A 20378-nucleotide genomic window follows, 5' to 3' on the forward strand; every position below is an offset into this window, starting at 1 on the left:
ACGTTACGATCGCGCTTTACCGGAGACCACTTCCATGGAAACGAAAATGCTCGATGTGCATGTTCCGCTTCCGCTTGCAGAAAGGCTGGATGCCCTGGCATTCGCCCTGGGGTTGCCGCGCGACGAGATCATCGCCGAGGCCATTACCACCTGGATCGATCAGGAGGAGCACCGCCGCCTCGTCGCACTGCGCACAATCGCGGCCGCCAACACCATGGTCGTCGTCGAGCATCACCGCGTCATCGACTGGGCCGACAGTCTTTGAGGGGATAAGAGGCAAACGCAGTCAGGCTTCAGCAACCATCCGGCAAGCTTATAGTCATCCTAAGAATTCAAGAGGCCCTCCCCGCTTTCGCAGGGAGGGCCTCATTTCATCTTATTCCGCCGCCACTTCCGATTCCTCGGCGTGATCGGAGAGGAAGCCGCCGGACTGCCGGTTCCAGAGGTCGGCATAGATGCCGCCCCCTTCGACTAGCTCGCTATGCGAGCCCGCCTCGATAATCCGGCCCTTGTCGAGCACGATCAGCCGGTCCATCTCCGTCAGCGTCGAAAGCCGGTGGGCGATCGCGATCACCGTCTTGCCCTCCATCAGGGCGAAGAGGTTTTCCTGGATCGCCGCCTCGACTTCCGAATCGAGCGCCGAGGTTGCCTCGTCGAGCACCAGGATCGGCGCGTCCTTCAGGAAGACGCGGGCGATCGCGACGCGCTGCCGCTGACCACCGGACAACTTGACGCCGCGTTCGCCGACCTGTGCGTCGAGCCCCGCGCGGCCCTGCATGTCGACGAGTCCTTCGATGAACTCCCAGGCATTGGCGCGTTTGGCGGCCTCGATCACCTCGTCGTCCGTTGCTTCGGGACGACCATAGGCAATGTTGTCGCGGATCGAGCGATGCAGCAGCGACGTGTCCTGCGTCACCACGCCGATCAGCGAGCGCAGGCTTTCCTGCGAGACGCCGGCGATGTCCTGCCCGTCGATGGTGATGCGGCCGGCCTCCAGGTCGTAGAAGCGCAGCAGCAGGTTCATTAGCGTCGTCTTGCCGGCGCCGGAACGGCCGACCAGACCGACCTTCTCCCCCGCCTTGATGTCGAGCGACAGGTTTTCGATGACGCCCTTGCTCTTGCCGTAGTGGAAGCGGATGCGGTCGTAGTGGATCGCGCCCTTCTTCGCCGTCAGGGTGGGTGCGCCCGGCTTGTCGACGATGTCGTGCTGTTTGCTCATCATCTCCATGCCGTCATAGACCGTGCCGATATTCTCGAACAGCGCCGAGACTTCCCACATGATCCATTGCGACATGCCGTTAACGCGCATGGCAAGACCGATGGCGATGGCGATGGCGCCGACCGAGATCGCGCCGTTCAGCCAGAACCAGATCGACAGGCCCGAGATGACGAAGAGCGCAACACAGTTGTTCACGTAGACGCAGATATGGAAGAGCGTCACCTTGCGCATCTGCTTGTGCACGGTCTGCAGGAACTCGTCCATGCCCTCCTTGGCATAGACCTCCTCGCGGCCCGCATGCGAAAACAGCTTGACGGTCGCAATATTGGTATAGCTGTCGACCACGCGCCCGGTCATCATCGAGCGCGCATCCGCCTGCGCCGCCGCGATCTTGCGAAGCCGCGGCACAAAATAGGCGACGATGGTGATATAGACCGCGAGCCAGACAAGGATCGGGATCATCAGCCGCCAGTCGGCCGCTGCGATGACGATGATCATCGTCAGGAAGTAGGTGACGACATAGACGAAGACGTCGAGGATCTTCATCACCGTTTCGCGCACGGCAAGCGACGTCTGCATCACTTTGGTCGCGACACGCCCGGCAAATTCGTTGGCGAAGAACGACATGCTGTGGCGCAGCAGGAAGCGGTGCATCTGCCAGCGTGCGATCATCGGATAATTGCCGAGCATCATCTGATGCATGATCAGCGAATCGAGCCCGGCCGTCAGCGGCAGGCCGACCAGCACCAGCGCCGCCATCCAGAAAAGCTTGTGGCCTTCTCTCTCCAGGAATGTGGCGCGGTCGGCATTGGTCAGCCAGTCGACGATATCGCCGAGGAACTGGAAGAGCGCCACTTCGCCGATCGCGATCAGCGCGGTGAGCACGGCCATCAGGCCGAGCCAGGGCGCAGCCGGTTTGCTGTAGTGCCAGCAAAAGGCAAAAAGACCTTTCGGCGGGGCGACAGGGTCCTCGCTTGGAAAGGGATTGAGTCGCTGTTCGAACCAGCCAAACATGAAATTGCTCCGAAACGTCACCGTTCCGGCTCCCGGCTTCGCGCCATCCCAGCGCTATGCAAGCACATATGGGAACCGAACGTTCAAGGGGCGAGGCTGAGACAGCCGCACAAGGGATCAAAAAGGAAATTCAGGGAAGAAATCCGCACTATCGGCGGAAAATCGCACCGCTTGGCATCACGGCCGGGAGGCGCACATACAGCAAAATATTCATTCTGGCGCTCCTTGCTGGCGATTAAAGATATGCACCGATAACGCGAAAATGAGGAATTTTCCAGCCCTGTTCTGCCAAATATTTCATCTTTTCGGGTCCAAACGCGCCCTGTTGCGTCGAAATCACAGTTGCATTAGGCCTTTGGCGGCGAGAGCGGGAAGACGGCGCATCATGACTTCACTCAGACTGGCACTCTATCAGCCGGATATTCCCGGCAACACCGGCACGATCCTGCGTCTTGCCGCCTGCCTTGGCTTTGCGGTCGATCTGATCGAGCCAGCCGGCTTCGACATCTCCGACCGCAACCTGAAACGGGCCGGCATGGATTATATCGCCGCCGCCACCCTCACCCGCCATGTCAGCTGGGACCGCTTCGAGGCATGGCGTCTGACCACCGGCCGCCGCCTGATCCTCGCCTCGACCAAGGCTGCGGAGCGCTACATCGATCTTGCCTTCCGCCCGGACGATATCCTGCTCTTCGGTCGCGAAAGCGCCGGCGTGCCGGATCAAGTGCATGAGAGGGCCGACGCCCGCGTCCTGATCCCGATGCTCGAAGGCCAGCGCTCGATCAACGTCGCCGTGTCGGCCGCGATGATCGTCGGCGAGGCGATGCGCCAAACCGTCTGGGCCTGACGGAGGCCGGCGCTGGTCGAGCAAAGCCCGCGGAGTTGCCGATCCGCTCCAGAATATGTCGCAAAATAGCGTTGTCTATCTGTCAAACCGGCGTATATTTATTAGCCGGGCAATCAAAAATTCAGTATTGGCCTCCATGATTCCAAGAAGTTGGAATGGCGATGCGAGGAAAACGGCATTTCTCCAGATCTGTGAAAGAAGAATAAAAACAACAAAATGGACTCTACAATCATCATGATCAACTTGTTCGGCGCCGTGGCTCTGCTGCTCTTCGGCCTCGCGCAGGTGAAAGATGGCGTATCCAGAGCTTTTGGCGCCCGCCTGAGAACGGGGCTAGCGACCGGCACACGCGGCAGTCTTCGTTCGTTCCTGTCAGGCCTCGTTGCAACCGTCGCGCTGCAGAGCTCGACGGCAACGGCGCTGATGACGGCCTCCTTCGTCGAGCGTGATCTGATCAAGCCGCGCATGGCGCAGATCGTTCTGCTCGGCGCCAATGTCGGTACCGCGATCACTGCCTGGATCGTTGCCACCGGCATCGAATGGCTCTCTCCTCTTCTGATTCTTGTTGGCATTGTGCTTTACCGCGGCCGTTCAAGCACCAGCCAGGGCGGCGGCACAGCGCTGATCGGCATCGGGCTGATGCTGCTGTCGCTGCACCTCCTTGGTCTTGCGACGGAGCCGATGCGCGCCTCCCCTGCTCTCGCCGCCTTCATCGGCCTGCTGGATGGCGCCCTGCCCGTAGCAATGATCGTCTCGGCAGCACTTGCCTTCGCATCCTCGTCGAGCCTTGCGGTGGTGGTGCTCATCCTGTCGCTCGCCTCGGCCGGCGTCGTCTCCGCCGAACTCGTCATCGTGCTCGTGCTCGGCGCCAATCTCGGCGGCGCGATACCGCCTGTCGTCGCGACATTGTCCGGTCCGGTTTCGGCGCGGCGCGTCACCCTCGGAAATCTCGCCGTCCGCACGCTCGGCTGCCTTATCGCCCTGCCGCTGGCGGGTTATGGCGCGGAATTCATCCAGATGCTGCCCTTCGGTCCTGCCAAGCTGCCGGTCGATGCGCATCTTGCCTTCAATCTTCTGCTGGCGGCGCTGGCCTGGCCATTCTCCCGGCCGCTCGCCACCCTGATGGCCCGGCTGGTGCCGGATCAGGCCGAGCCTGACAGCGCCCCGAAATATCTGGATGCGCAAGAGCTTTCGACGCCGGTCGTGGCCCTGGCCAGCGCTACCCGCGAAGTGCTCGGCGTCGGCGACTTGATCGAGCGCATGCTGATCCGGGTCTCCGAAGCCTTCGAGCGTAACGACGCATCGAAGCTTGCCGAGATATCCGCCCTCGAAGAGCGCGTCGACCGGCTGCAGCAGGCGGTGAAGGTCTATCTCTCGAAGCTTGGCCGCGAGGGTCTCAGCGACGAGAACGCCCGTCGCTCCATCGTCGTCATCGACTATGCGATCAACCTCGAACATATGGGCGACATCATCGAGAAGGGCTTGCTGGAGCAGGTGGCGAAGAAGATCTCCCTCGGCCTGAAATTTTCCGAGGACGGTCATCAGGAACTGCGCAAGCTGTTCGATCTGACGATCGACAATCTGCGCGTCGCCCAGACGATCTTCGTCACCCGCGATTTCAATCTCGCCCGCCAGATGATGGAGGTGAAGGTCGAGGTGCGCCGGATGGAGAAGCAGTCGGCCGAGCGCCATCTCGAACGTCTGCGCGACGGCCGCGCCGACAGCCTGCAGACGAGTTCGCTGCATCTCGACATGCTGCGCGACCTGAAGCGCCTCAACGCCCACATCGTCTCTGTGGCGCATCCGATCATGGACGAAAGCGGCCTCTTGATCGAAAGCCGCGTGCGCGCTGACGCGAAGTGACGGTCAGTCGGCCGAAGGCAGGCGGCGCATGGTGAATTCGATCTGGTCGCCGTCGAGCTGACGCCAGCTCTCCACCTCGGTCCAGTAGGCGGCTTTCGGATATTCGTCGAACCATTCGCGCGCCTTGGCCCGTGCGTCCATGAGGCCGAGGCAATATGTCTCACGCACGAAATGGTCTTTCTTGCTCGGGCGATTTTCCGCCCGATGTCTCGCTATCCTGCGCTTCAGGCCGTCGAAGGACGGAGGCCCTGGAACATTCTTCATCAAACCTACCTCCTCCGAAAAGGTAGTATTGAAATTCTTGATTTGCGAGTCGAATCTTGGAAGCGCACGGCGGTGTTTGCCTCGGCTTGGCGAGATGCAGCACCAACTGCTAATCATGACATGCAATCAAGAATGAGCGAGTCGCCTCCGAAGGAGATGTCGACCGTCGGAGGCGTAAATGGAAAGACCGGAACTGCCGATCGGCTTGCCTGACGATATCGAAGAGAAGAAGGCTGCCGCCCGCAATTGGTTCGAGGGATTGCGCGACACGATCTGCGCCTCCTTCGAGGCGCTCGAGAATGAGTTGGAAGGGCCGCTTTCCGACCAGGAGCCCGGTCGCTTCGTCGCCAAGGACTGGTCACGCGAAAACGGCGCCGGCGGCGGTGGCCGGATGTCGATGATGGAAGGCCGCGTCTTCGAAAAAGTCGGCGTCCATACCTCCACCGTCTACGGCGAATTCGCCCCGGATTTCCGCGCCCAGATACCCGGCGCCAAGGACGATCCGCGTTTCTGGGCCTCGGGCATCTCGCTGATCGCCCATCCCGTGAACCCAAACGTTCCGGCCGTGCACATGAACACTCGCATGGTCGTCACCACCAGCCGCTGGTTCGGTGGCGGCGCCGACCTGACGCCGGTGCTGTCGCGCCGCCGCACGCAGGAGGACGAAGACAGCCAGCTCTTCCACAAGGCCATGGAGATCGCCTGCCGCAATCATGCCGTCGCCGATTACGATGCGTACAAAGCCTGGTGCGACGAATATTTCTTCCTGAAACACCGCAACGAGGCCCGCGGCATCGGCGGCATCTTCTACGACTGGCTGCATTCAAGCGAGGAAGCCGGCGGCTGGGACGCCGATTTCGCCTTCACGCGTGATGTCGGCCGGGCCTTCGCCATGGTCTATCCAAAAATCGTCCGCTCCAACTTCAATAAATTGTGGACAGAGGCCGATCGCGACGAACAATTGATCCGCCGGGGCCGCTACGTCGAATTCAATCTGCTGTATGATCGCGGCACGATCTTCGGCCTGAAGACCGGCGGCAACGTTGAATCCATTCTCTCTTCGATGCCCCCCGTCGTCCGCTGGCCATGAAACTGTGATATCTCGTCGATAAATTCGAGGTGATAGACCTTCACGAAAATTCAGTGCGTCCTAACTTTATATGTATGTGCGTAACAATCGGAGGAGGATTGTCATGACGATACAAAGTGGCTCGCCAGCGTCTACGGATGTCCAGGAAACATCCCGCACGATCGACACATCCGAGTTTCTGACGCGCATTGCCGAGAAACTGCGGACCAAGAGCGGCTCGGATCTGCCGCTGTCCTGCTTTATCGAGCAGGTCAAGCTGCAACTGGCCGGCGGAAAGTCGCCGGAACAGCTGCAGAACGAAGCAGCGGCCGCCAACAGCAACATGCCCGAGCACCTTTCGGATACTTACAAAGCCTGGGCGATGCCCGACTGATACTGCTTTCGCCGGCTGGCATGTCGATGCCGGCCGGAACCTTCTCCCCTCCCGCACATTCATCAGTCGCGTGAAAGCGCGATTGTCGTTGTGTTCAGGATAGAGGAAAAGACCATGCGACTCTTCGAATGTGGCACACTTGTTCCGGGCTGCGCCTGGCATACACGGGCGGATAATGACGCCGAGGTGGTCCGCCGGGCCGTCGAGCACCTGAAAGACGCTCACGGCGAAACCACGATCCGCGAGAACATGGTGGATAATATCAAGGCTCGCATCCGCGACGAGGCTAACGCAGCCTGATTATTGCACGCGTTCCTGCAGCCGGGCGAGCAGCGCCGCCCGGTCGGAAACGAAGTTTTCCTCCACCCACTGGTTTTCCAGGCCGGCAAGCAGCTCGCCGACGCGCGGGCCGGACGCGATTCCTGCCGAAATCACGTCGCCGCCGTTCAACGGAAACTGTGGCTTTTTCCAATGCATTGCCTTGTCCAGCAGCTTGATGAGCCGCGCCGACCGCGCCATTTCGTCGAAATCGCTTTCAGCCTTGCCGCGCGCAACCGCAAGCGCCAGCTTCAGCCGTGTCGTGATGCCGTCGGCGCCGTTGCGGTAAAGCAGCCGTTCGAAAGCCGCCGACGACATGTCGTCATTAACAGGCGCTGCCATTGCCCAGGCCTTGAGAGTGGCCGCTTCCGCATTCGAGAGCTTGAGCCGGACTGCGAGCGCCTCCATGCGCGCCGCATCGGGCGGCACGATCGCCGCAAGGCGCAGCAACGGATCGGGCGTCCAGCCGAGCGCCTTTTCGGTGGTGATCAGCGAAGGGATCGCATCGATCCCCCATCGTTCCGATTCCGGCAGGATTTCCGTCAGCACTGCCACCTGCCGCATCCAGAGCAGCGCCCGGCCGGGATCGTCGGCGCCAAGCAGCTTTCGCAGTTCAGACCAGACGCGTTCTGCCGAAAGCGTCGTCAGTTTCGAACGCGAGAGGGAACACGCCTTCAGCCCCTCGGCATCCGGCCGCCCCGAACCGTAATAGGCAAAGAAGCGGAAGAAACGCAGGATGCGCAAATGATCCTCGGCAATACGCCTTGCGGCATCGCCGATGAAGCGGATGTTGCGCGTCTTAATGTCGTCTAGCCCGCCAACGAGATCAACCACCTCGCCCTTTGCATCGGCATAAAGCGCGTTGATCGTCAGATCCCGCCGTTCGGCATCGGCCTTCCAGTCGGTGCTGAAGGCAACCTTGGCATGGCGTCCGTCGGTCTCGACGTCGGTGCGAAGCGTCGTCACCTCGAAGGGCTTGCCGTCGATGACGAGCGTCACCGTGCCATGCTCCAGGCCGGTCGGGACTGCCTTGATGCCGGCAGCCGCCGCCCGCTCCATCACCGTCTCCGGTCTGAGTGTCGTGGCTATGTCGACATCATTGACCTGCAGGCCCATCAGGCTGTTGCGCACCGCACCGCCAACCACCCGCCCTTCCCCGCCATCGGCGCCGAGAAGTGCTAAGATCCGGCCGAGCGCCGGGTCGCGAAACCATGCTTGGTCGGCAAGGCCGGTCATGCATAAAGCCTTTCGTAAAGCGTGCGGACGATGCCGGCGGTGATGCCCCAGATCATTCTGGTTTCATAGGGCACGCGGTAGAAATGCCGGTCGATGCCATCGATGACACGCCTGTCGCGGGTGTGATTGGCAGGATCCATCAGGAAGGAAAGCGGGACCTCGAACACGTCGTCCACCTCGGCCGGGTTCAGCGTCAGCGCAAAGCCAGGCGTGACGACGCCGAGCACCGGCGTGATGCGGAAGCCCGTCGAGGCAAGGTAATTCGGCAGCCGCCCGACGGTTTCGACGAAAGAACCGGCCAGGCCGATCTCCTCCTCCGTTTCGCGGATCGCCGCCATTTCGGGCGAGATATCGGCGGGATCGATTGAGCCGCCGGGAAAGGCGATCTGCCCGGAATGTTTGCGCAGCGTCGCCGTGCGCTTGGTGAAGATCACATGCGCTTCATCGCCGTCGTCGACGACGGGCACGAGCACGGCGGCGTCGCGCAGCTTGAAGGTCTCGACCTCGGCGACGATATCGGGGTTGAGGATATGATCCCCGTGATCGCGCCAGGCATGGTCGACCGGCCCGCCGTTTTGGTTGAGCGCACGGCGGCGGAATTCGGCCGCGGAAAAAAGCGGGTAGCGGTGGGTGATCGCATCATTCATCGGCAAAGCGCATCCAGTTCGTCGGCCGGCATCATCGCAAAGACCTCGCCGGCGGAGCGGATCGCAAACATCGCCCGCCCCTCCACCTCGAAAGTCTCGCCGAGCGCGACCAGTTCATACATCACTGCACGCGACACCAGCGCCTCCAGCCGCCCGCGCACATGCAGATAGGGTTTCAATTCGGCATTCTCGCCCGCAATGGCAAAACGCAGCCGATGCTCTCCTCCCGCCTCCACGACATCGCCGACATTGGTGCGGAAGGTCAGCACCTGCTGGCCTTGCCCTTCCGTCACGCTCATCTCCACGGCGATGAAAGGCGCGTCGACGACCCTTATACCGACCTTTTCCACAGGAGTTACGAGATAGGTCTTCTGATCGTCGTCTTTTCTTAAAACCGTCGAGAACAGCCGCACCAGCGCCGGTCGGCCGATCGGCGTGCCCATGTAGAACCACGTGCCGTCCGCCCGGATTTCCATGTCGATATCGCCGCAGAAAGGCGGATTCCACCGCTCGACCGGCGGTAATCCTCGTTTTTTACCGGCATTTTCCTGAGACGCGCGCGAAATCAGTGCGGCAAGTCCCGCCGCATCCGCCTGTCCGCTGATTTCCTCGGCTGCCATTCTTCCGTCCCGGTTTGTCCTTAACGAAGTAAAGTCACGAGATAGTCATTCGCAACGAACTTGTCAGCCCGTCACATCTCCATAACTCTATCGGGTATGAGGCACATGTATAAGTCCGCCGATTCGCTGCCGAATGATTTCAGCCGTTGGAGATACGCATGGGTATGATGAAGACCGAAGCCAGCCTCGATGAAAAGGCGATCGTCGCCGCCGCCGAAAAGGCGCTCTCCGATATCGCCGCCATCCGCGGGGAAGTCTCGAAAGTGATCTTTGGTCAGGAAAGCGTCGTCGAGAACACCATTCTCGCTGTGCTCTCAGGTGGTCATGCCTTGCTCGTTGGCGTTCCCGGTCTTGCCAAGACCAGACTGGTGACCACGCTCGGCGAGGTGCTCGGCCTTGCCGCCAACCGCATCCAGTTCACGCCCGATCTGATGCCCTCGGATATTCTAGGCTCCGAAGTGATGGACCAGGACGACAGTGGACGCCGCTCCTTCCGTTTCGTCAAGGGCCCGGTCTTCGCCCAACTCCTGATGGCCGACGAGATCAACCGTGCCTCGCCGCGTACCCAGTCGGCTCTTCTGCAATCCATGCAGGAATATCACATCACGATCGCCGGCCAGCGCTATGACCTGCCTGCGCCCTTTCATGTGCTCGCCACGCAGAACCCGCTCGAGCAGGAAGGCACCTATCCTCTGCCCGAAGCCCAGCTCGACCGCTTCCTGCTGCAGGTCGACGTCAACTACCCCGAACTCGCCGCCGAGCGCCAGATCCTGCTTGAGACGACGGGCTTGGGCGAAACCCGGCCGGAAGCCGTCATCGATGCGCAGCGGCTGATCGAGATTCAGACGCTGGTGCGTCAGATGCCGGTGAGCGACACGGTCGTCGATGCCATCCTGGCGCTGGTGCGTTCCGCCCGCCCCGGACAGGGCAACGCCTCGACCGACAAGAACGTCGCCTGGGGTCCAGGCCCGCGCGCCGGCCAAGCAATGATGCTCTGCGCACGCGCACGCGCGCTCTACGAAGGCCGTCTCGCACCGTCTCTGGACGATATCTTCGCGCTCGCCGAACCCATTCTCCAGCACCGCATGGCGCTGACCTTCGCCGCCCGCGCCGAAGGCATGTCGGTGCGTGATGTCATCGCCGGACTGGTCAAGCAGGCAAAGGGATAAGGAAGCCGGACGCGTGGCATCTATCGGACAGATCGTCAACCCGACGTCAGGCAGCGATGCCCTTTCCCGCGCCAGGCAGCGGGCCGCCCTGGTGCCGGACTGCCTGGTGGAAGCCAAGCGCATCGCCAACACCGTGATCGCCGGCTGGCATGGTCGCCGCAAGCGCGGCATCGGCGAGAATTTCTGGCAGTTCCGTCCCTATTCCGAGGGCGAGAGCCTGTCGCGCATCGACTGGCGCCGCTCCGCCCGCGACGACCATACTTACGTGCGCGAGCGCGAATGGGAGGCGGCGCACACGATCTGGCTCTGGTGCGACATGTCGCCCTCGATGATGTACAAGTCGAGCTACGGCAGCGTCTCCAAGGAAAGCCGCGCGCTGGTCATCATGCTGGCGCTTGCCGAAATCCTCGCCCGCTCCGGCGAGCGCATCGGTTGCCCCGGCATCATGGAACCCGCCTCCGCCCGCAATGCCGCCGAACGCCTCGCAGCCGCGCTCATGCACACGCCGTTGACCGGCGGCCTGCCGGAAACGGCGATGATCCGCGGCTGGAGCGACCTCGTCCTCATCGGCGATTTCCTCGACGATGCGCCGGCAATCATGGAACGGCTCGGCCCGCTTGCCCGCCGCGGCCTGCGTGGCCACGTGGTCGAGATATCAGATCCCGCCGAAGAGATTTTCCCCTATAGCGGGCGCACCGAATTCACCGATCCGGAGAGCGGCGCCAAGCTCGTTTCCGGCCGCGCCGAACACATCCGCGAGGCCTATCGCAACGCCTACCTCGCCCGCAGGGACAGCCTCGGCCAGTCCCTGCGCCATCTTGGCTGGACCTTCGCGTCCCACCGCACCGATCATCTTGCTTCTGAAGCGCTGGTCGCGGTGCACATGTATCTGTCCGGCATGCCGGCCAAGGCAACGCATGGAGGGCAGCTATGAACGCCCTTCCCTTCGCTTTCGCCTATCCCGCCATTCTCGGCGCGCTCGTTGCCTTGCCCGTCATCTGGTGGCTGCTGCGGCTGACGCCGCCACGTCCGAAGTCGGAAGTCTTCCCGCCGCTGAAGATCCTCGCCTCAGTGCTGAAGCGCGAGGAGACGCCGGCACAAAGCCCCTGGTGGCTGACGCTGCTGCGCATGCTGCTCGCCGCCACCATCATCCTTGCGATCGCCGATCCGGTTTTCAATCCGCGCACCAGTTCGCTCGCATCAGGTGGCCCGCTCGTCCTCTTCGTCGACAACAGCTGGGCGGCGGCACCCGACTGGGAGCGCCGCATCCAGACCGCCGACGCGTTGATAGACGATGCCGAATCCGCCGGCACACCTGTGTCTATCGCCTTCACCGCCGATCCGACCAACGACGCCGTGCCCGGCACCGCAGCTGCCGCCCGCGACAAGCTGCGCGCCGCCGAGCCGCGACCGCTGGTACCGGACCGTGAGCGCGCCTTCCAGGCGCTGCGCGCCGCGCTGAACGGCATAAAGCCCGGCACACTCGCCTTCCTGACCGACGGTGCCGCCGCCAAGTCCGACGACGCAACCGTGCGCAGGCTGGCCGAACTCCAGCCCGCTGATCTGCGCCTGATCGAAGGCGATGCCGCAAGGACAGTCGCGATCACCGCGGCCAACAATGCGGCGGATGCCATGACCGTCAAGGTCACTCGACTCAACACCTCGCAGGCCGCATCCGTGGCGCTGAACGCCGTCGATACCCAAGGTCGCTCGATTGCCAATGGCAGGGTGGATTTCCGCCCCGGCCAGAGCGTTGCGACAAGTTCGATCACAGCACCCTTCGAGATGCGCAACGATTTCGCGCGCGTCAGCGTCGACAATGGCGCGACGGCCGGCGCGGTCCATCTTCTCGACGATGCGTTCAAGCGTCGCCGTGTCGTCTTGCTGTCAGGCGAAGGAGGGGATGAATTCCAGCCGCTGCTCTCGCCGCTCTATTATATCCAGCGAGCACTGCAGCCCTATGCGGATCTGATCCAACCCGCCGATTCCGATCTCTCGGTCGCGATACCAAAACTTCTCGCCAACAATCCCTCCATCATCATCATGGCCGATATCGGCCGGCTACCGGAGGAGACCTACGAACCTCTGACGCGCTGGATATCGAATGGCGGCATGCTCCTGCGTTTTGCCGGCCCGCGCATGGCGGCTGCTCCCGCAGACGATCCGCTGATCCCTGTCATCCTGCGTCAGGGAGAACGGGCGCTGGGCGGCACTTTGTCCTGGAGCGAGCCGCAGTCTCTTGCCGAATTTCCGAGTTTCGGGCCTTTCGCCGGCATAGCGCGTCCCGCCGATATCGTCGTCAAGCGGCAGGTGCTTGCCGAACCGACGCCCGATCTTGCCGAACGCACGTGGGCGAGCCTGGCTGACGGCACACCGCTCGTCACGATGAAGCAGATCGCCTCCGGCCAGATCGTCCTGTTTCACGTCACCGCGGAAGCGACCTGGTCCGATCTGCCGATCTCCGGCACCTTCGTCGACATGCTGCGTCACCTCCTGCAGATATCGCGCTCGGGCGGCGTAACTTCGGAAGCGCGCGGCAATGCGCGTGTCTCCGAAACCCTGCCGCCATTCCGTATGCTGACGGCCAAGGGCACGCTCGTCTCCGAGACGGGTTCGGCGCGGCCGCTCATCCCATTGGCCGGAGCCGAACCGACGGCGAATTTCGACAATCCGCCCGGGCTCTACGGTTCGGAGGACGGTTTCACATCCCTGAACGTGCTGCCCGAGAACGCCGAACTGAAGCCGCTCGACACAACAGGGACCAATGCCGTGCGCGAAGGCCTGATCGGCGGCGAAAGCTGGTCGGCAAAACCCGCGCTCTTTCTCGCAGCCTTTCTGCTGCTCCTGGCCGATAGCCTGATCGTCCTCTTCATGAATGGCGCGTTCTCGCGATTGCGCCCGGCCGTCCGCACCGCAGCGATGATCGCGATCGCCGTCGGCGCCGGCTTTCTCATGCAACCCGGCATACTTCACGCCGACGACTCCCAGCCCGGCGACGACCTCATCTTACAGAGGCTTGACAACACCCACCTCGCCTATGTCGTCACTGGCGAACAGGACGTGGACAATATTTCCGAGCGCGGTCTCGAGGGTCTCACCCAGTTCCTGACTTTCCGCACGACGCTCGAGCCGGCGCCGCCGGTGGGCATCGACCTTACCAAAGACGAGCTCTCCTTTTATCCGATCATCTACTGGCCGGTTTCGGCAACGGCGCCGATGCCATCGTCGGCGGCGATCAGCCGTATCGACGCCTATATGCGCAATGGTGGCACCGTGCTGTTCGATACGCGCGATCAGATCAGCGCATTGGACAATGGCGGCAATGTCAGCGCCAACGGTGAGAGACTGCAGGCAATCCTCGCCAATCTCGACATTCCGCCGCTCGAGCCGGTGCCATCCGATCACGTGCTGACGAAATCCTTCTATCTCCTGTCGAGCTTTCCCGGTCGTTATACCGGCAGCCCCCTCTGGATCGAGGCGCGGCAGGGCGGTCAGGAGCCGAGCGAAAAATCGGCCGCGACGGCCGATGGCGTTTCGCCGATCCTGATCACCGGCAATGATTTCGCCGGCGCCTGGGCAATCGACGATAACGGCGTACCGATACTGCCGACCGTGCCGTCCGATGAAACGCAGCGCGAATATGCCTACCGTTCCGGCGTCAACATCATGATGTATATGCTGACCGGCAACTACAAGACCGACCAGGTCCATGTTCCCGACCTCCTCGAACGGTTAGGACAATGAGATGACGTTCGACTTTTCGCCCTTCCTGCCCTGGTCGATTCTGGCTGCACTTGCGGTCGTCAGCGCTGTTATCGCCGCCTTCGCGATCTGGCGCGGCATTCGCGGCGCCTGGATCAGAACGCTCGCAGCGCTCGCCATGCTGGCCGCCCTTGCCAATCCTGTGCTTCTGCAGGAAGACCGGGATCAGTTGTCGACGATTGTCCCGGTGCTTGTCGATCGAAGCCAGAGCCAGCAGACGCCCGATCGCGTCAAGGTTACCGACGATGCGCTTGCGGCCTTGAAGGGACAGCTCGCCCGCTTTCCCCAGATAGAGCCCCGCTTCGTCGATGTCGAAGGCGACGTCAATTCCGACGTGCCGTCCACGCGCCTGTTCGACGCGCTGTCGGCCAACATCGCCGATGTCCCGCCCGCCCGTATCGGCGGCGCCATCATGCTAACCGACGGTGAAGTCCATGATGTTCCGGCTGCCAATCAGGCGCTCGGTTTCGACGCGCCGATCCATGGCCTCGTAACCGGCAAGCCCAACGAATTCGATCGCCGCATCGAAGTCATCAAGGGGCCGCGCTTCGGCATCGTCAACGAAGAGCAGCAGGTGATCTTGCGCGTCTTCGACGACGGCCCGAGCCCTGGCGGTACGGCCGATGTCACGGTGAAGCTGAATGGTGACGAGATCGCCACCCTGCAGGCAACGCCCGGGCAGGATACGCCCTTCTCCTTCAAAGTTCCGGGTGGCGGCAGCAATGTGCTCGAATTCTCGGTCGCAGCACTTCCTGGCGAAGTGACCACCGCCAACAACCGTGCCGTCCACGTCATCGACGGCATCCGCCAGAATCTCCGCGTCCTGCTTGTCTCCGGCGAACCACATGCCGGTGAGCGCGCCTGGCGCAACCTGCTGAAATCCGACGCGTCAGTCGATCTCGTCCACTTCACCATCCTGCGTCCGCCGGAAAAACAGGACGGCACGCCGATCAACGAGCTGTCGCTGATCGCCTTCCCGACGCGTGAGCTCTTCGTCGACAAGATCAAGGATTTCGACCTGATCATCTTCGATCGCTACCAGCACCGTGGCGTGCTGCCGCTGCTCTATTACGATTACATCGCGCAATATGTCGACAATGGCGGCGCGCTGCTGATCGCCGCCGGTCCCGAGCACGCCGGCCCCGATTCCATTGCACTGACGCCACTTTCCTCGGTCCTGCCGGCAACGCCCACTGGAGAGATGATCGAGAAGGCCTTCTATCCCCGCCTCTCCGAGGAAGGCCGCAAACATCCCGTCACGCGCGGCCTCGACGGCTCGGGCGAGGACCCGCCGCATTGGGGCCGCTGGTTCCGCAGCGTCGATGTCGACCGGCCGCAGGGCGAAACGATCATGCTCGGCGCCGACAACCACCCGCTGCTGGTGCTGAACCGCGCCGGCCAGGGCCGCGTCGCCATGCTGCTTTCCGATCAGGGCTGGCTCTGGGCGCGCGGCTTCGAAGGCGGCGGTCCGAACGTTTCGCTCTATCGCCGTATCGCCCATTGGCTGATGAAGGAGCCAGCGCTCGAGGAAGAAGCGTTGACGGCGCGCGCTTCTGGCCGGACCCTTGAGGTCACGCGCCAGACGATCGGCGACAATCCCGGCAACGCCACTGTGCGTTACCCCTCCGGCAAGACCGAAACCCTGCCGCTCACCCAGTCCGAACCGGGCCTCTACAAGGCCGAGAAGAGGATGGACGAGATCGGCCTCTTCGAAATCCGCAACGGCAAGCTGTCGACGCTTGTCCATATCGGCGCCGTCGACGCGCCGGAATTCAAGGCGATGATCTCGACGACCGATGTGCTGCAGCCAGTCGCCGACAGAAGCAAGGGTCTCGTCGCCCGCGTCTCCAATGCAAATGGCGCGATCTCGGTGCCGCCGATCCTGCCGGTGCGCGGCCAGGTGCGCGTCTCCGACAACGATCGCATGATGATCCGCATGACCAGCGAGACGGTCTTGAAGGGCATCAACACGCTGCCGCTCTTTGCCGGGTTCGCCGGCGTTGGCATCCTGCTGCTCGCCTTCGGCGCCATGTGGTGGCGCGAAGGACGATAATTTCATGCCGGAATTCGAGCTCACCGCTTCGCCCTCGCCGGAAGAGCTCGCGGCGATCACCGATGCGCTCTCGGCCTTCAACAACCGCGATGTCGGCCCCTCGGATCGCCGGCCGCTTGCGGTCCTCATCCGCGATACCGACGGCAAGGTGACCGGCGGCCTTTCCGGCTTTACCGCCTGGGGCTGGCTCTTCACCCAGATGCTCTATATTCCCGTTACACTGCGCGGCACCGGTATCGCAGGCAATATCCTCGCAAAGGCGGAAGAAGAGGCCAGGGCACGGGGGTGCCGCGGCGCCTGGATCGACACGTTCAGCCCTCAGGCTTTGAGTGTCTATCTGCGTCAGGGTTATGAGGTTTTCGGAGAGCTTAAGGACTTCCCGGAAGGCCGCACGCGCAGCTTCCTCCGGAAAAGTCTCTAGCGCATCGTCCTTTGTGCGTCCGAAAGGACGCACGGCGCTCTAAATCATTCGCGCCAGGCGATCGTACCCTTCAGCTGCGCGTGCACGCCCTCGACGATCGGAACGACGAGTACACGGCCGGGATCGACCGGGCCTGGAAAAGAAAGGGCGTTATAGGCGACCTTCTCGAAGCCGAGCGGGCCGTAATAGGGCGGATCACCGACGAGGATGACGGCTTCCGAGCCCTTGCGTCTTGCTGCCTCCACCGCGATCCGCACCAGTTCCCGGCCAATGCCCTTGTTCTTGTGGGAGGGCCGCACGGCGAGCGGGCCGAGCAGATGGCCCTTCACGGTGCCGGCCAGCACCGGCGTCATGCGCACGGAGGCGATCGTCTCACCGTTATCGGTGCAGATGAAGGAGAGCGACAGATCATGCGGCCCCTGCTCACGGATGCGCGCCGCAGCGCGCGTGAAACGGCCCGGACCGAAGGCTTCTTCGTTGATATGTTCGATGGCGGCGTCATGAGACGCCTCTTCAGTGAGGTAGACGAGATCGTGCTTGTACATGATGACAGAAACCGGATGGACAGATTGATGGGTCTCGAACACGCCTTGGGCGTTCGGGAACATCAGCGTCGTCGCGGGTTTCTGGAAATGAACATCAGGCAGGGGTCCGAAAATCGTGAAAAGGCCGATAGCAGGAAAAATTTCCGCCGTCCAACGCAAAATGCGCGACGTGACGCACTGTTCAATCTTTGCTGCCTGTAAAGCCCTGCCATCTGCGATATCTTCGGTTCCAACACGCAATCAAGGGAATGAAGACCATGGGAATGCTGGTGGACGGCGTCTGGCATGACGTCTGGTACGACACGAAGGAGAGCAAGGGCCATTTCAAGCGGCAGCCCTCGCAGTTCCGCAACTGGGTGACATCAGACGGTGAGGCCGGCCCTTCCGGCAGCGGCGGCTTCAAGGCCGAGGCCGGGCGCTATCATCTGTATGTGTCGCTCGCCTGCCCCTGGGCGCACCGCACGCTGATCTTCCGCAAGCTGAAGGAGCTCGAGGAACTGATCTCGGTTTCGGTCGTCGATCCGCTGATGGTCGAGAACGGCTGGGAGTTCAAGCTCGGCGACGGCGCCACCGGCGATCACCTCTTCGGCGCAGCCACGCTCTGGCAGATCTACGTCAGGGCCGATCCGCACTATTCCGGCCGCGTCACCGTTCCCGTCCTCTGGGACAAGAAAACCGGCACGATCGTCAGCAACGAATCCGCCGAGATCATCCGCATGTTCAATAGCGCCTTCAACGGGCTGACCGGCTCGAAGACCGATTACTATCCCGAGAACCTTCGCTCCGAAATCGATGCACTGAACGCCACCATCTACGACACCGTCAACAACGGCGTCTACAAGGCCGGCTTTGCCACCGCCCAGCAAGCCTATGAAGAAAATGTCGCCAAGCTGTTCGAAACGCTCGACATGCTCGATGAACGCCTCGGCAAGGGCCGCTACCTCTTCGGCAGCAGGCAGACCGAGGCTGACTGGCGCCTGTTCACCACGCTGGTACGCTTCGACGCCGTCTATGTCGGCCATTTCAAGTGCAACATCCGCCGCATCGCCGACTACCCCAACCTGCACAACTATCTCAGTGATCTCTACCAGACGGCGGGCGTTTCGGAGACGGTGAACCTGAAGCACATCAAGGAACACTATTACCGCAGCCACAAGACGATCAATCCGACCGGCATCGTTCCCGTCGGCCCGGCGCTCGATCTCGATAGTCCGCACGGTCGTACGACAGCGCCGCACGTCTTTCTAGACGCGCAAAGGACGCTGTAGCACTCCTGAATTGCTGCATAATTTTATCCCTAAATCGATTCCGATTTAGGAAATTGTGCAGTCGCTTGCCGCCGCCTGAGGTTCACCAGCGGTGGGCGGGCTCCTGCTCGCCGCGAAGCTCAGCGAGACGACGGTGCGTCGCCTTGGTCGTGCCCTCGGGCAGGCTGTCGAGGGAAAAGAAGCCGCAGTCGGAGATCTCCCAGTCCGGCGGCCGCGGCGCGGTCTGCTCGACGATCGCCCGGTAGAAGACGACATGGTCGCGCCTTGTGGTCGTGGTATTGAAATAGACTTGGATCAGCTGCGGCTTGCCGATGATCCTAAGGTTGCCCTCCTCGCGCAGTTCCTTGACAAGCGCTTCCTCGACCGTCTCGTTGCGCTCGAGCCCGCCGCCCGGCATATGCCAGCCGCCGATATAGCTATGGCGCACGAGAAAGATGCGGCCGTCTGCATCGAAACAGGCGGCCCGCACGCCCACGGTCATGCTGCGGACGAAACTGAAATAGACATGCAGCAGGCGCAACGCCAGCCTCATGTACAGGGGCCGGTTTTCTTTATCCACTATCGCTCCGTTTCAGCTCTTCATCGCGCCCGATGTGTTTGATTTGTCAATAAGCTGGTCTATGTCTCGTAACATGTTCAAGCTCGCGCATATCTCCGACGTCCACCTCGGGCCGTTGCCCAGTCTTTCCATTCAAGAGCTGTTTTCTAAACGCATAACAGGCTTTGTGAACTGGCATCGAAATCGACGCAAGCACCTTTTCGGCAGCACGTTGGATCTGCTGCTCGACGACATTCGCGCCCATCAGGCCGATCACGTGGCCGTCACCGGCGACCTCGTCAATCTGGCGAGCGGCATTGAGATTCGCGCCGCCGCTGCATGGCTGCGCGCGCTCGGCGATCCTGCCAACACGTCAGTCGTTCCCGGCAATCATGACGCCTATGTGCCAGGCGCCTATGAGAAGTCGATGCGCGCCTGGTACGATTATGTCCGCGGCGATCTGGCCCCGCCGCAATGGCAGGACGACCGCCATATCTTCCCCTATCTGCGCATCCGCGGCAAAGTCGCGATTGTTGGCTGTTCGACGGCGGTCGCCACCCCTCCCTTCGCCGCGTCTGGCTTTTTCGGCGCGCGACAGGCCCGCGATACTGTCAACATACTGCGTGCGGCTGGCGAAGCCGGTCTCTTCCGCGTCGTCATGATCCATCACCCGCCGATCCGCGGCGCCACGGCCTTCTACAAACGGATGATCGGCATCCGCCGCTTCGCTGCCGTGATTTCGACGGGCGGCGCCGAACTCGTCTTGCACGGCCATACGCACCTGAACACGCTGCATTGGCTGCGCGGCCAAGTGCAGCCAGTGCCTGTCGTCGGCATCGCGTCAGCCTCACAGGGACCGGGCAGCACCAAGCCGCCCGCTGCCTACAACCTCTTCTCTATCGACGGCTCTCCCGGCGCCTGGGAGCTCAGCGGCGAGCGCTTCAGTCTTAACAGGGCCGGCGATGCAGTGATGCCGGAAAGCACCGATATTTTCGCGCCTTAGCGCCGGCTCCTGACTCTTTTTGTATAGCACTTGAATCGATCTGCGAGGAGATCGGCCCACCGTCGCAACATTTGCCATGGAGGTTGCTTACCCTCTTGGTATTTTTAGTGGTAAGCGTACAATTCAAG

At 62.1% G+C, this 20378-nt stretch carries 20 protein-coding genes; 13 read left to right on the top strand and 7 right to left on the bottom strand.

Annotated features, from left to right (window positions below):
• Positions 1 to 34: 34 nt before the first annotated feature.
• The gene (locus tag RLCC275e_RS15635) at positions 35 to 265 is read left to right on the top strand and encodes a CopG family ribbon-helix-helix protein (protein ID WP_003561346.1); all 231 of its coding nucleotides are present in this window, start codon (positions 35 to 37) and stop codon (positions 263 to 265) included.
• A 111-nt stretch (positions 266 to 376) separates the two neighbouring features.
• On the opposite strand, the gene RLCC275e_RS15640 is transcribed toward RLCC275e_RS15635, so the two are convergent.
• Positions 377 to 2233 carry an ABC transporter ATP-binding protein gene (locus RLCC275e_RS15640; RefSeq protein ID WP_033180171.1) on the bottom strand — a complete coding sequence of 619 codons (1857 nt, stop codon included), beginning with the start codon at positions 2231 to 2233 and terminating at the stop codon, positions 377 to 379.
• A gap of 385 nt (positions 2234 to 2618) precedes the next feature.
• On the opposite strand from RLCC275e_RS15640, the gene RLCC275e_RS15645 reads away from it, so the two are divergent.
• Both RLCC275e_RS15645 and RLCC275e_RS15650 read left to right on the top strand, forming a co-directional pair.
• Positions 2619 to 3080 carry a tRNA (cytidine(34)-2'-O)-methyltransferase gene (locus tag RLCC275e_RS15645; RefSeq protein ID WP_033180170.1) on the top strand — a complete coding sequence of 154 codons (462 nt, stop codon included), beginning with the start codon at positions 2619 to 2621 and terminating at the stop codon, positions 3078 to 3080.
• A 216-nt stretch (positions 3081 to 3296) separates the two neighbouring features.
• Positions 3297 to 4943: a Na/Pi cotransporter family protein gene (locus tag RLCC275e_RS15650; RefSeq protein WP_003561350.1), complete on the top strand. Its 1647-nt coding sequence runs from the start codon at positions 3297 to 3299 to the stop codon at positions 4941 to 4943.
• 3 nt (positions 4944 to 4946) lie between these two features.
• On the opposite strand, the gene RLCC275e_RS15655 is transcribed toward RLCC275e_RS15650, so the two are convergent.
• Positions 4947 to 5207, bottom strand: a complete 261-nt coding sequence (locus RLCC275e_RS15655; RefSeq protein ID WP_003561352.1) for a hypothetical protein — start codon at positions 5205 to 5207, stop codon at positions 4947 to 4949.
• A 178-nt stretch (positions 5208 to 5385) separates the two neighbouring features.
• Between RLCC275e_RS15655 and hemF the strand changes: the two genes are divergently transcribed.
• From hemF to RLCC275e_RS15670, 3 genes are all read left to right on the top strand, one after another.
• On the top strand, positions 5386 to 6297 hold the full coding sequence (gene hemF, locus RLCC275e_RS15660; RefSeq protein ID WP_033180169.1) for an oxygen-dependent coproporphyrinogen oxidase: 912 nt from the start codon (positions 5386 to 5388) through the stop codon (positions 6295 to 6297).
• A 103-nt stretch (positions 6298 to 6400) separates the two neighbouring features.
• Positions 6401 to 6670 (top strand): hypothetical protein, encoded by a 270-nt coding sequence (locus RLCC275e_RS15665; protein WP_003561356.1) that lies wholly within the window; start codon positions 6401 to 6403, stop codon positions 6668 to 6670.
• Between the two features lie 114 nt (positions 6671 to 6784).
• Positions 6785 to 6970 carry a DUF1059 domain-containing protein gene (locus tag RLCC275e_RS15670; RefSeq protein WP_027683567.1) on the top strand — a complete coding sequence of 62 codons (186 nt, stop codon included), beginning with the start codon at positions 6785 to 6787 and terminating at the stop codon, positions 6968 to 6970.
• On the opposite strand, the gene RLCC275e_RS15675 is transcribed toward RLCC275e_RS15670, so the two are convergent.
• From RLCC275e_RS15675 to RLCC275e_RS15685, 3 genes are read right to left on the bottom strand one after another with little or no spacing between them, the layout of a single operon-like run.
• Positions 6971 to 8224 carry a CCA tRNA nucleotidyltransferase gene (locus RLCC275e_RS15675; protein WP_033180168.1) on the bottom strand — a complete coding sequence of 418 codons (1254 nt, stop codon included), beginning with the start codon at positions 8222 to 8224 and terminating at the stop codon, positions 6971 to 6973. It lies immediately after the preceding gene.
• The gene (locus RLCC275e_RS15680) at positions 8221 to 8871 is read right to left on the bottom strand and encodes a CoA pyrophosphatase (RefSeq protein ID WP_033180167.1); all 651 of its coding nucleotides are present in this window, start codon (positions 8869 to 8871) and stop codon (positions 8221 to 8223) included. The genes RLCC275e_RS15675 and RLCC275e_RS15680 overlap by 4 nt, the downstream gene beginning before the upstream one ends.
• On the bottom strand, positions 8868 to 9491 hold the full coding sequence (locus RLCC275e_RS15685) for a DUF1285 domain-containing protein (RefSeq protein ID WP_033180166.1): 624 nt from the start codon (positions 9489 to 9491) through the stop codon (positions 8868 to 8870). The genes RLCC275e_RS15680 and RLCC275e_RS15685 overlap by 4 nt, the downstream gene beginning before the upstream one ends.
• Positions 9492 to 9649: 158 nt before the next feature.
• On the opposite strand from RLCC275e_RS15685, the gene RLCC275e_RS15690 reads away from it, so the two are divergent.
• From RLCC275e_RS15690 to RLCC275e_RS15710, 5 genes are read left to right on the top strand one after another with little or no spacing between them, the layout of a single operon-like run.
• A complete protein-coding gene (locus RLCC275e_RS15690; protein ID WP_003541786.1) occupies positions 9650 to 10660 on the top strand; it encodes an AAA family ATPase in 1011 nt (336 codons plus the stop codon).
• 13 nt (positions 10661 to 10673) lie between these two features.
• Positions 10674 to 11594, top strand: coding sequence for a DUF58 domain-containing protein (locus RLCC275e_RS15695; RefSeq protein WP_033180165.1), 921 nt, complete (start codon positions 10674 to 10676; stop codon positions 11592 to 11594).
• Complete coding sequence (locus tag RLCC275e_RS15700; RefSeq protein ID WP_033180164.1) at positions 11591 to 14404, top strand: DUF4159 domain-containing protein; 2814 nt, start codon at positions 11591 to 11593, stop codon at positions 14402 to 14404. Before RLCC275e_RS15695 ends, RLCC275e_RS15700 begins: the two co-directional genes overlap by 4 nt.
• 1 nt (position 14405) lies before the next feature.
• On the top strand, positions 14406 to 16475 hold the full coding sequence (locus RLCC275e_RS15705; protein WP_033180163.1) for a membrane protein: 2070 nt from the start codon (positions 14406 to 14408) through the stop codon (positions 16473 to 16475).
• A gap of 4 nt (positions 16476 to 16479) precedes the next feature.
• Positions 16480 to 16896 (top strand): GNAT family N-acetyltransferase, encoded by a 417-nt coding sequence (locus tag RLCC275e_RS15710; protein ID WP_033180162.1) that lies wholly within the window; start codon positions 16480 to 16482, stop codon positions 16894 to 16896.
• Positions 16897 to 16940: 44 nt separating this feature from the next.
• On the opposite strand, the gene RLCC275e_RS15715 is transcribed toward RLCC275e_RS15710, so the two are convergent.
• Positions 16941 to 17504: a GNAT family N-acetyltransferase gene (locus RLCC275e_RS15715; protein ID WP_082229730.1), complete on the bottom strand. Its 564-nt coding sequence runs from the start codon at positions 17502 to 17504 to the stop codon at positions 16941 to 16943.
• 194 nt (positions 17505 to 17698) lie between these two features.
• Between RLCC275e_RS15715 and RLCC275e_RS15720 the strand changes: the two genes are divergently transcribed.
• Positions 17699 to 18709 carry a glutathione S-transferase family protein gene (locus RLCC275e_RS15720; RefSeq protein ID WP_033180161.1) on the top strand — a complete coding sequence of 337 codons (1011 nt, stop codon included), beginning with the start codon at positions 17699 to 17701 and terminating at the stop codon, positions 18707 to 18709.
• An 82-nt stretch (positions 18710 to 18791) separates the two neighbouring features.
• Here the strand turns inward: RLCC275e_RS15720 and RLCC275e_RS15725 are convergent, their stop codons facing one another.
• Positions 18792 to 19268 carry an NUDIX domain-containing protein gene (locus RLCC275e_RS15725; RefSeq protein WP_003561377.1) on the bottom strand — a complete coding sequence of 159 codons (477 nt, stop codon included), beginning with the start codon at positions 19266 to 19268 and terminating at the stop codon, positions 18792 to 18794.
• Between the two features lie 73 nt (positions 19269 to 19341).
• On the opposite strand from RLCC275e_RS15725, the gene RLCC275e_RS15730 reads away from it, so the two are divergent.
• Positions 19342 to 20250 (top strand): metallophosphoesterase family protein, encoded by a 909-nt coding sequence (locus RLCC275e_RS15730; RefSeq protein WP_033180159.1) that lies wholly within the window; start codon positions 19342 to 19344, stop codon positions 20248 to 20250.
• The last annotated feature ends 128 nt before the right edge of the window (positions 20251 to 20378 follow it).

The sequence above is a fragment of the Rhizobium brockwellii genome (genome assembly GCF_000769405.2).
GTDB lineage: Bacteria > Pseudomonadota > Alphaproteobacteria > Rhizobiales > Rhizobiaceae > Rhizobium > Rhizobium brockwellii.

What these genes read in the sequence shown, in the direction of transcription:
- RLCC275e_RS15635 (WP_003561346.1), top strand. Translation starts at nt 35, where the DNA reads ATGGAAACGAAAATGCTCGATGTGCATGTTCCGCTTCCGCTTGCAGAA.
- RLCC275e_RS15640 (WP_033180171.1), bottom strand. Translation starts at nt 2,233, where the DNA reads ATGTTTGGCTGGTTCGAACAGCGACTCAATCCCTTTCCAAGCGAGGAC.
- RLCC275e_RS15645 (WP_033180170.1), top strand. Translation starts at nt 2,619, where the DNA reads ATGACTTCACTCAGACTGGCACTCTATCAGCCGGATATTCCCGGCAAC.
- RLCC275e_RS15650 (WP_003561350.1), top strand. Translation starts at nt 3,297, where the DNA reads ATGGACTCTACAATCATCATGATCAACTTGTTCGGCGCCGTGGCTCTG.
- RLCC275e_RS15655 (WP_003561352.1), bottom strand. Translation starts at nt 5,207, where the DNA reads ATGAAGAATGTTCCAGGGCCTCCGTCCTTCGACGGCCTGAAGCGCAGG.
- hemF (WP_033180169.1), top strand. Translation starts at nt 5,386, where the DNA reads ATGGAAAGACCGGAACTGCCGATCGGCTTGCCTGACGATATCGAAGAG.
- RLCC275e_RS15665 (WP_003561356.1), top strand. Translation starts at nt 6,401, where the DNA reads ATGACGATACAAAGTGGCTCGCCAGCGTCTACGGATGTCCAGGAAACA.
- RLCC275e_RS15670 (WP_027683567.1), top strand. Translation starts at nt 6,785, where the DNA reads ATGCGACTCTTCGAATGTGGCACACTTGTTCCGGGCTGCGCCTGGCAT.
- RLCC275e_RS15675 (WP_033180168.1), bottom strand. Translation starts at nt 8,224, where the DNA reads ATGACCGGCCTTGCCGACCAAGCATGGTTTCGCGACCCGGCGCTCGGC.
- RLCC275e_RS15680 (WP_033180167.1), bottom strand. Translation starts at nt 8,871, where the DNA reads ATGAATGATGCGATCACCCACCGCTACCCGCTTTTTTCCGCGGCCGAA.
- RLCC275e_RS15685 (WP_033180166.1), bottom strand. Translation starts at nt 9,491, where the DNA reads ATGGCAGCCGAGGAAATCAGCGGACAGGCGGATGCGGCGGGACTTGCC.
- RLCC275e_RS15690 (WP_003541786.1), top strand. Translation starts at nt 9,650, where the DNA reads ATGGGTATGATGAAGACCGAAGCCAGCCTCGATGAAAAGGCGATCGTC.
- RLCC275e_RS15700 (WP_033180164.1), top strand. Translation starts at nt 11,591, where the DNA reads ATGAACGCCCTTCCCTTCGCTTTCGCCTATCCCGCCATTCTCGGCGCG.
- RLCC275e_RS15705 (WP_033180163.1), top strand. Translation starts at nt 14,406, where the DNA reads ATGACGTTCGACTTTTCGCCCTTCCTGCCCTGGTCGATTCTGGCTGCA.
- RLCC275e_RS15710 (WP_033180162.1), top strand. Translation starts at nt 16,480, where the DNA reads ATGCCGGAATTCGAGCTCACCGCTTCGCCCTCGCCGGAAGAGCTCGCG.
- RLCC275e_RS15715 (WP_082229730.1), bottom strand. Translation starts at nt 17,504, where the DNA reads ATGTTCCCGAACGCCCAAGGCGTGTTCGAGACCCATCAATCTGTCCAT.
- RLCC275e_RS15720 (WP_033180161.1), top strand. Translation starts at nt 17,699, where the DNA reads ATGGGAATGCTGGTGGACGGCGTCTGGCATGACGTCTGGTACGACACG.
- RLCC275e_RS15730 (WP_033180159.1), top strand. Translation starts at nt 19,342, where the DNA reads ATGTTCAAGCTCGCGCATATCTCCGACGTCCACCTCGGGCCGTTGCCC.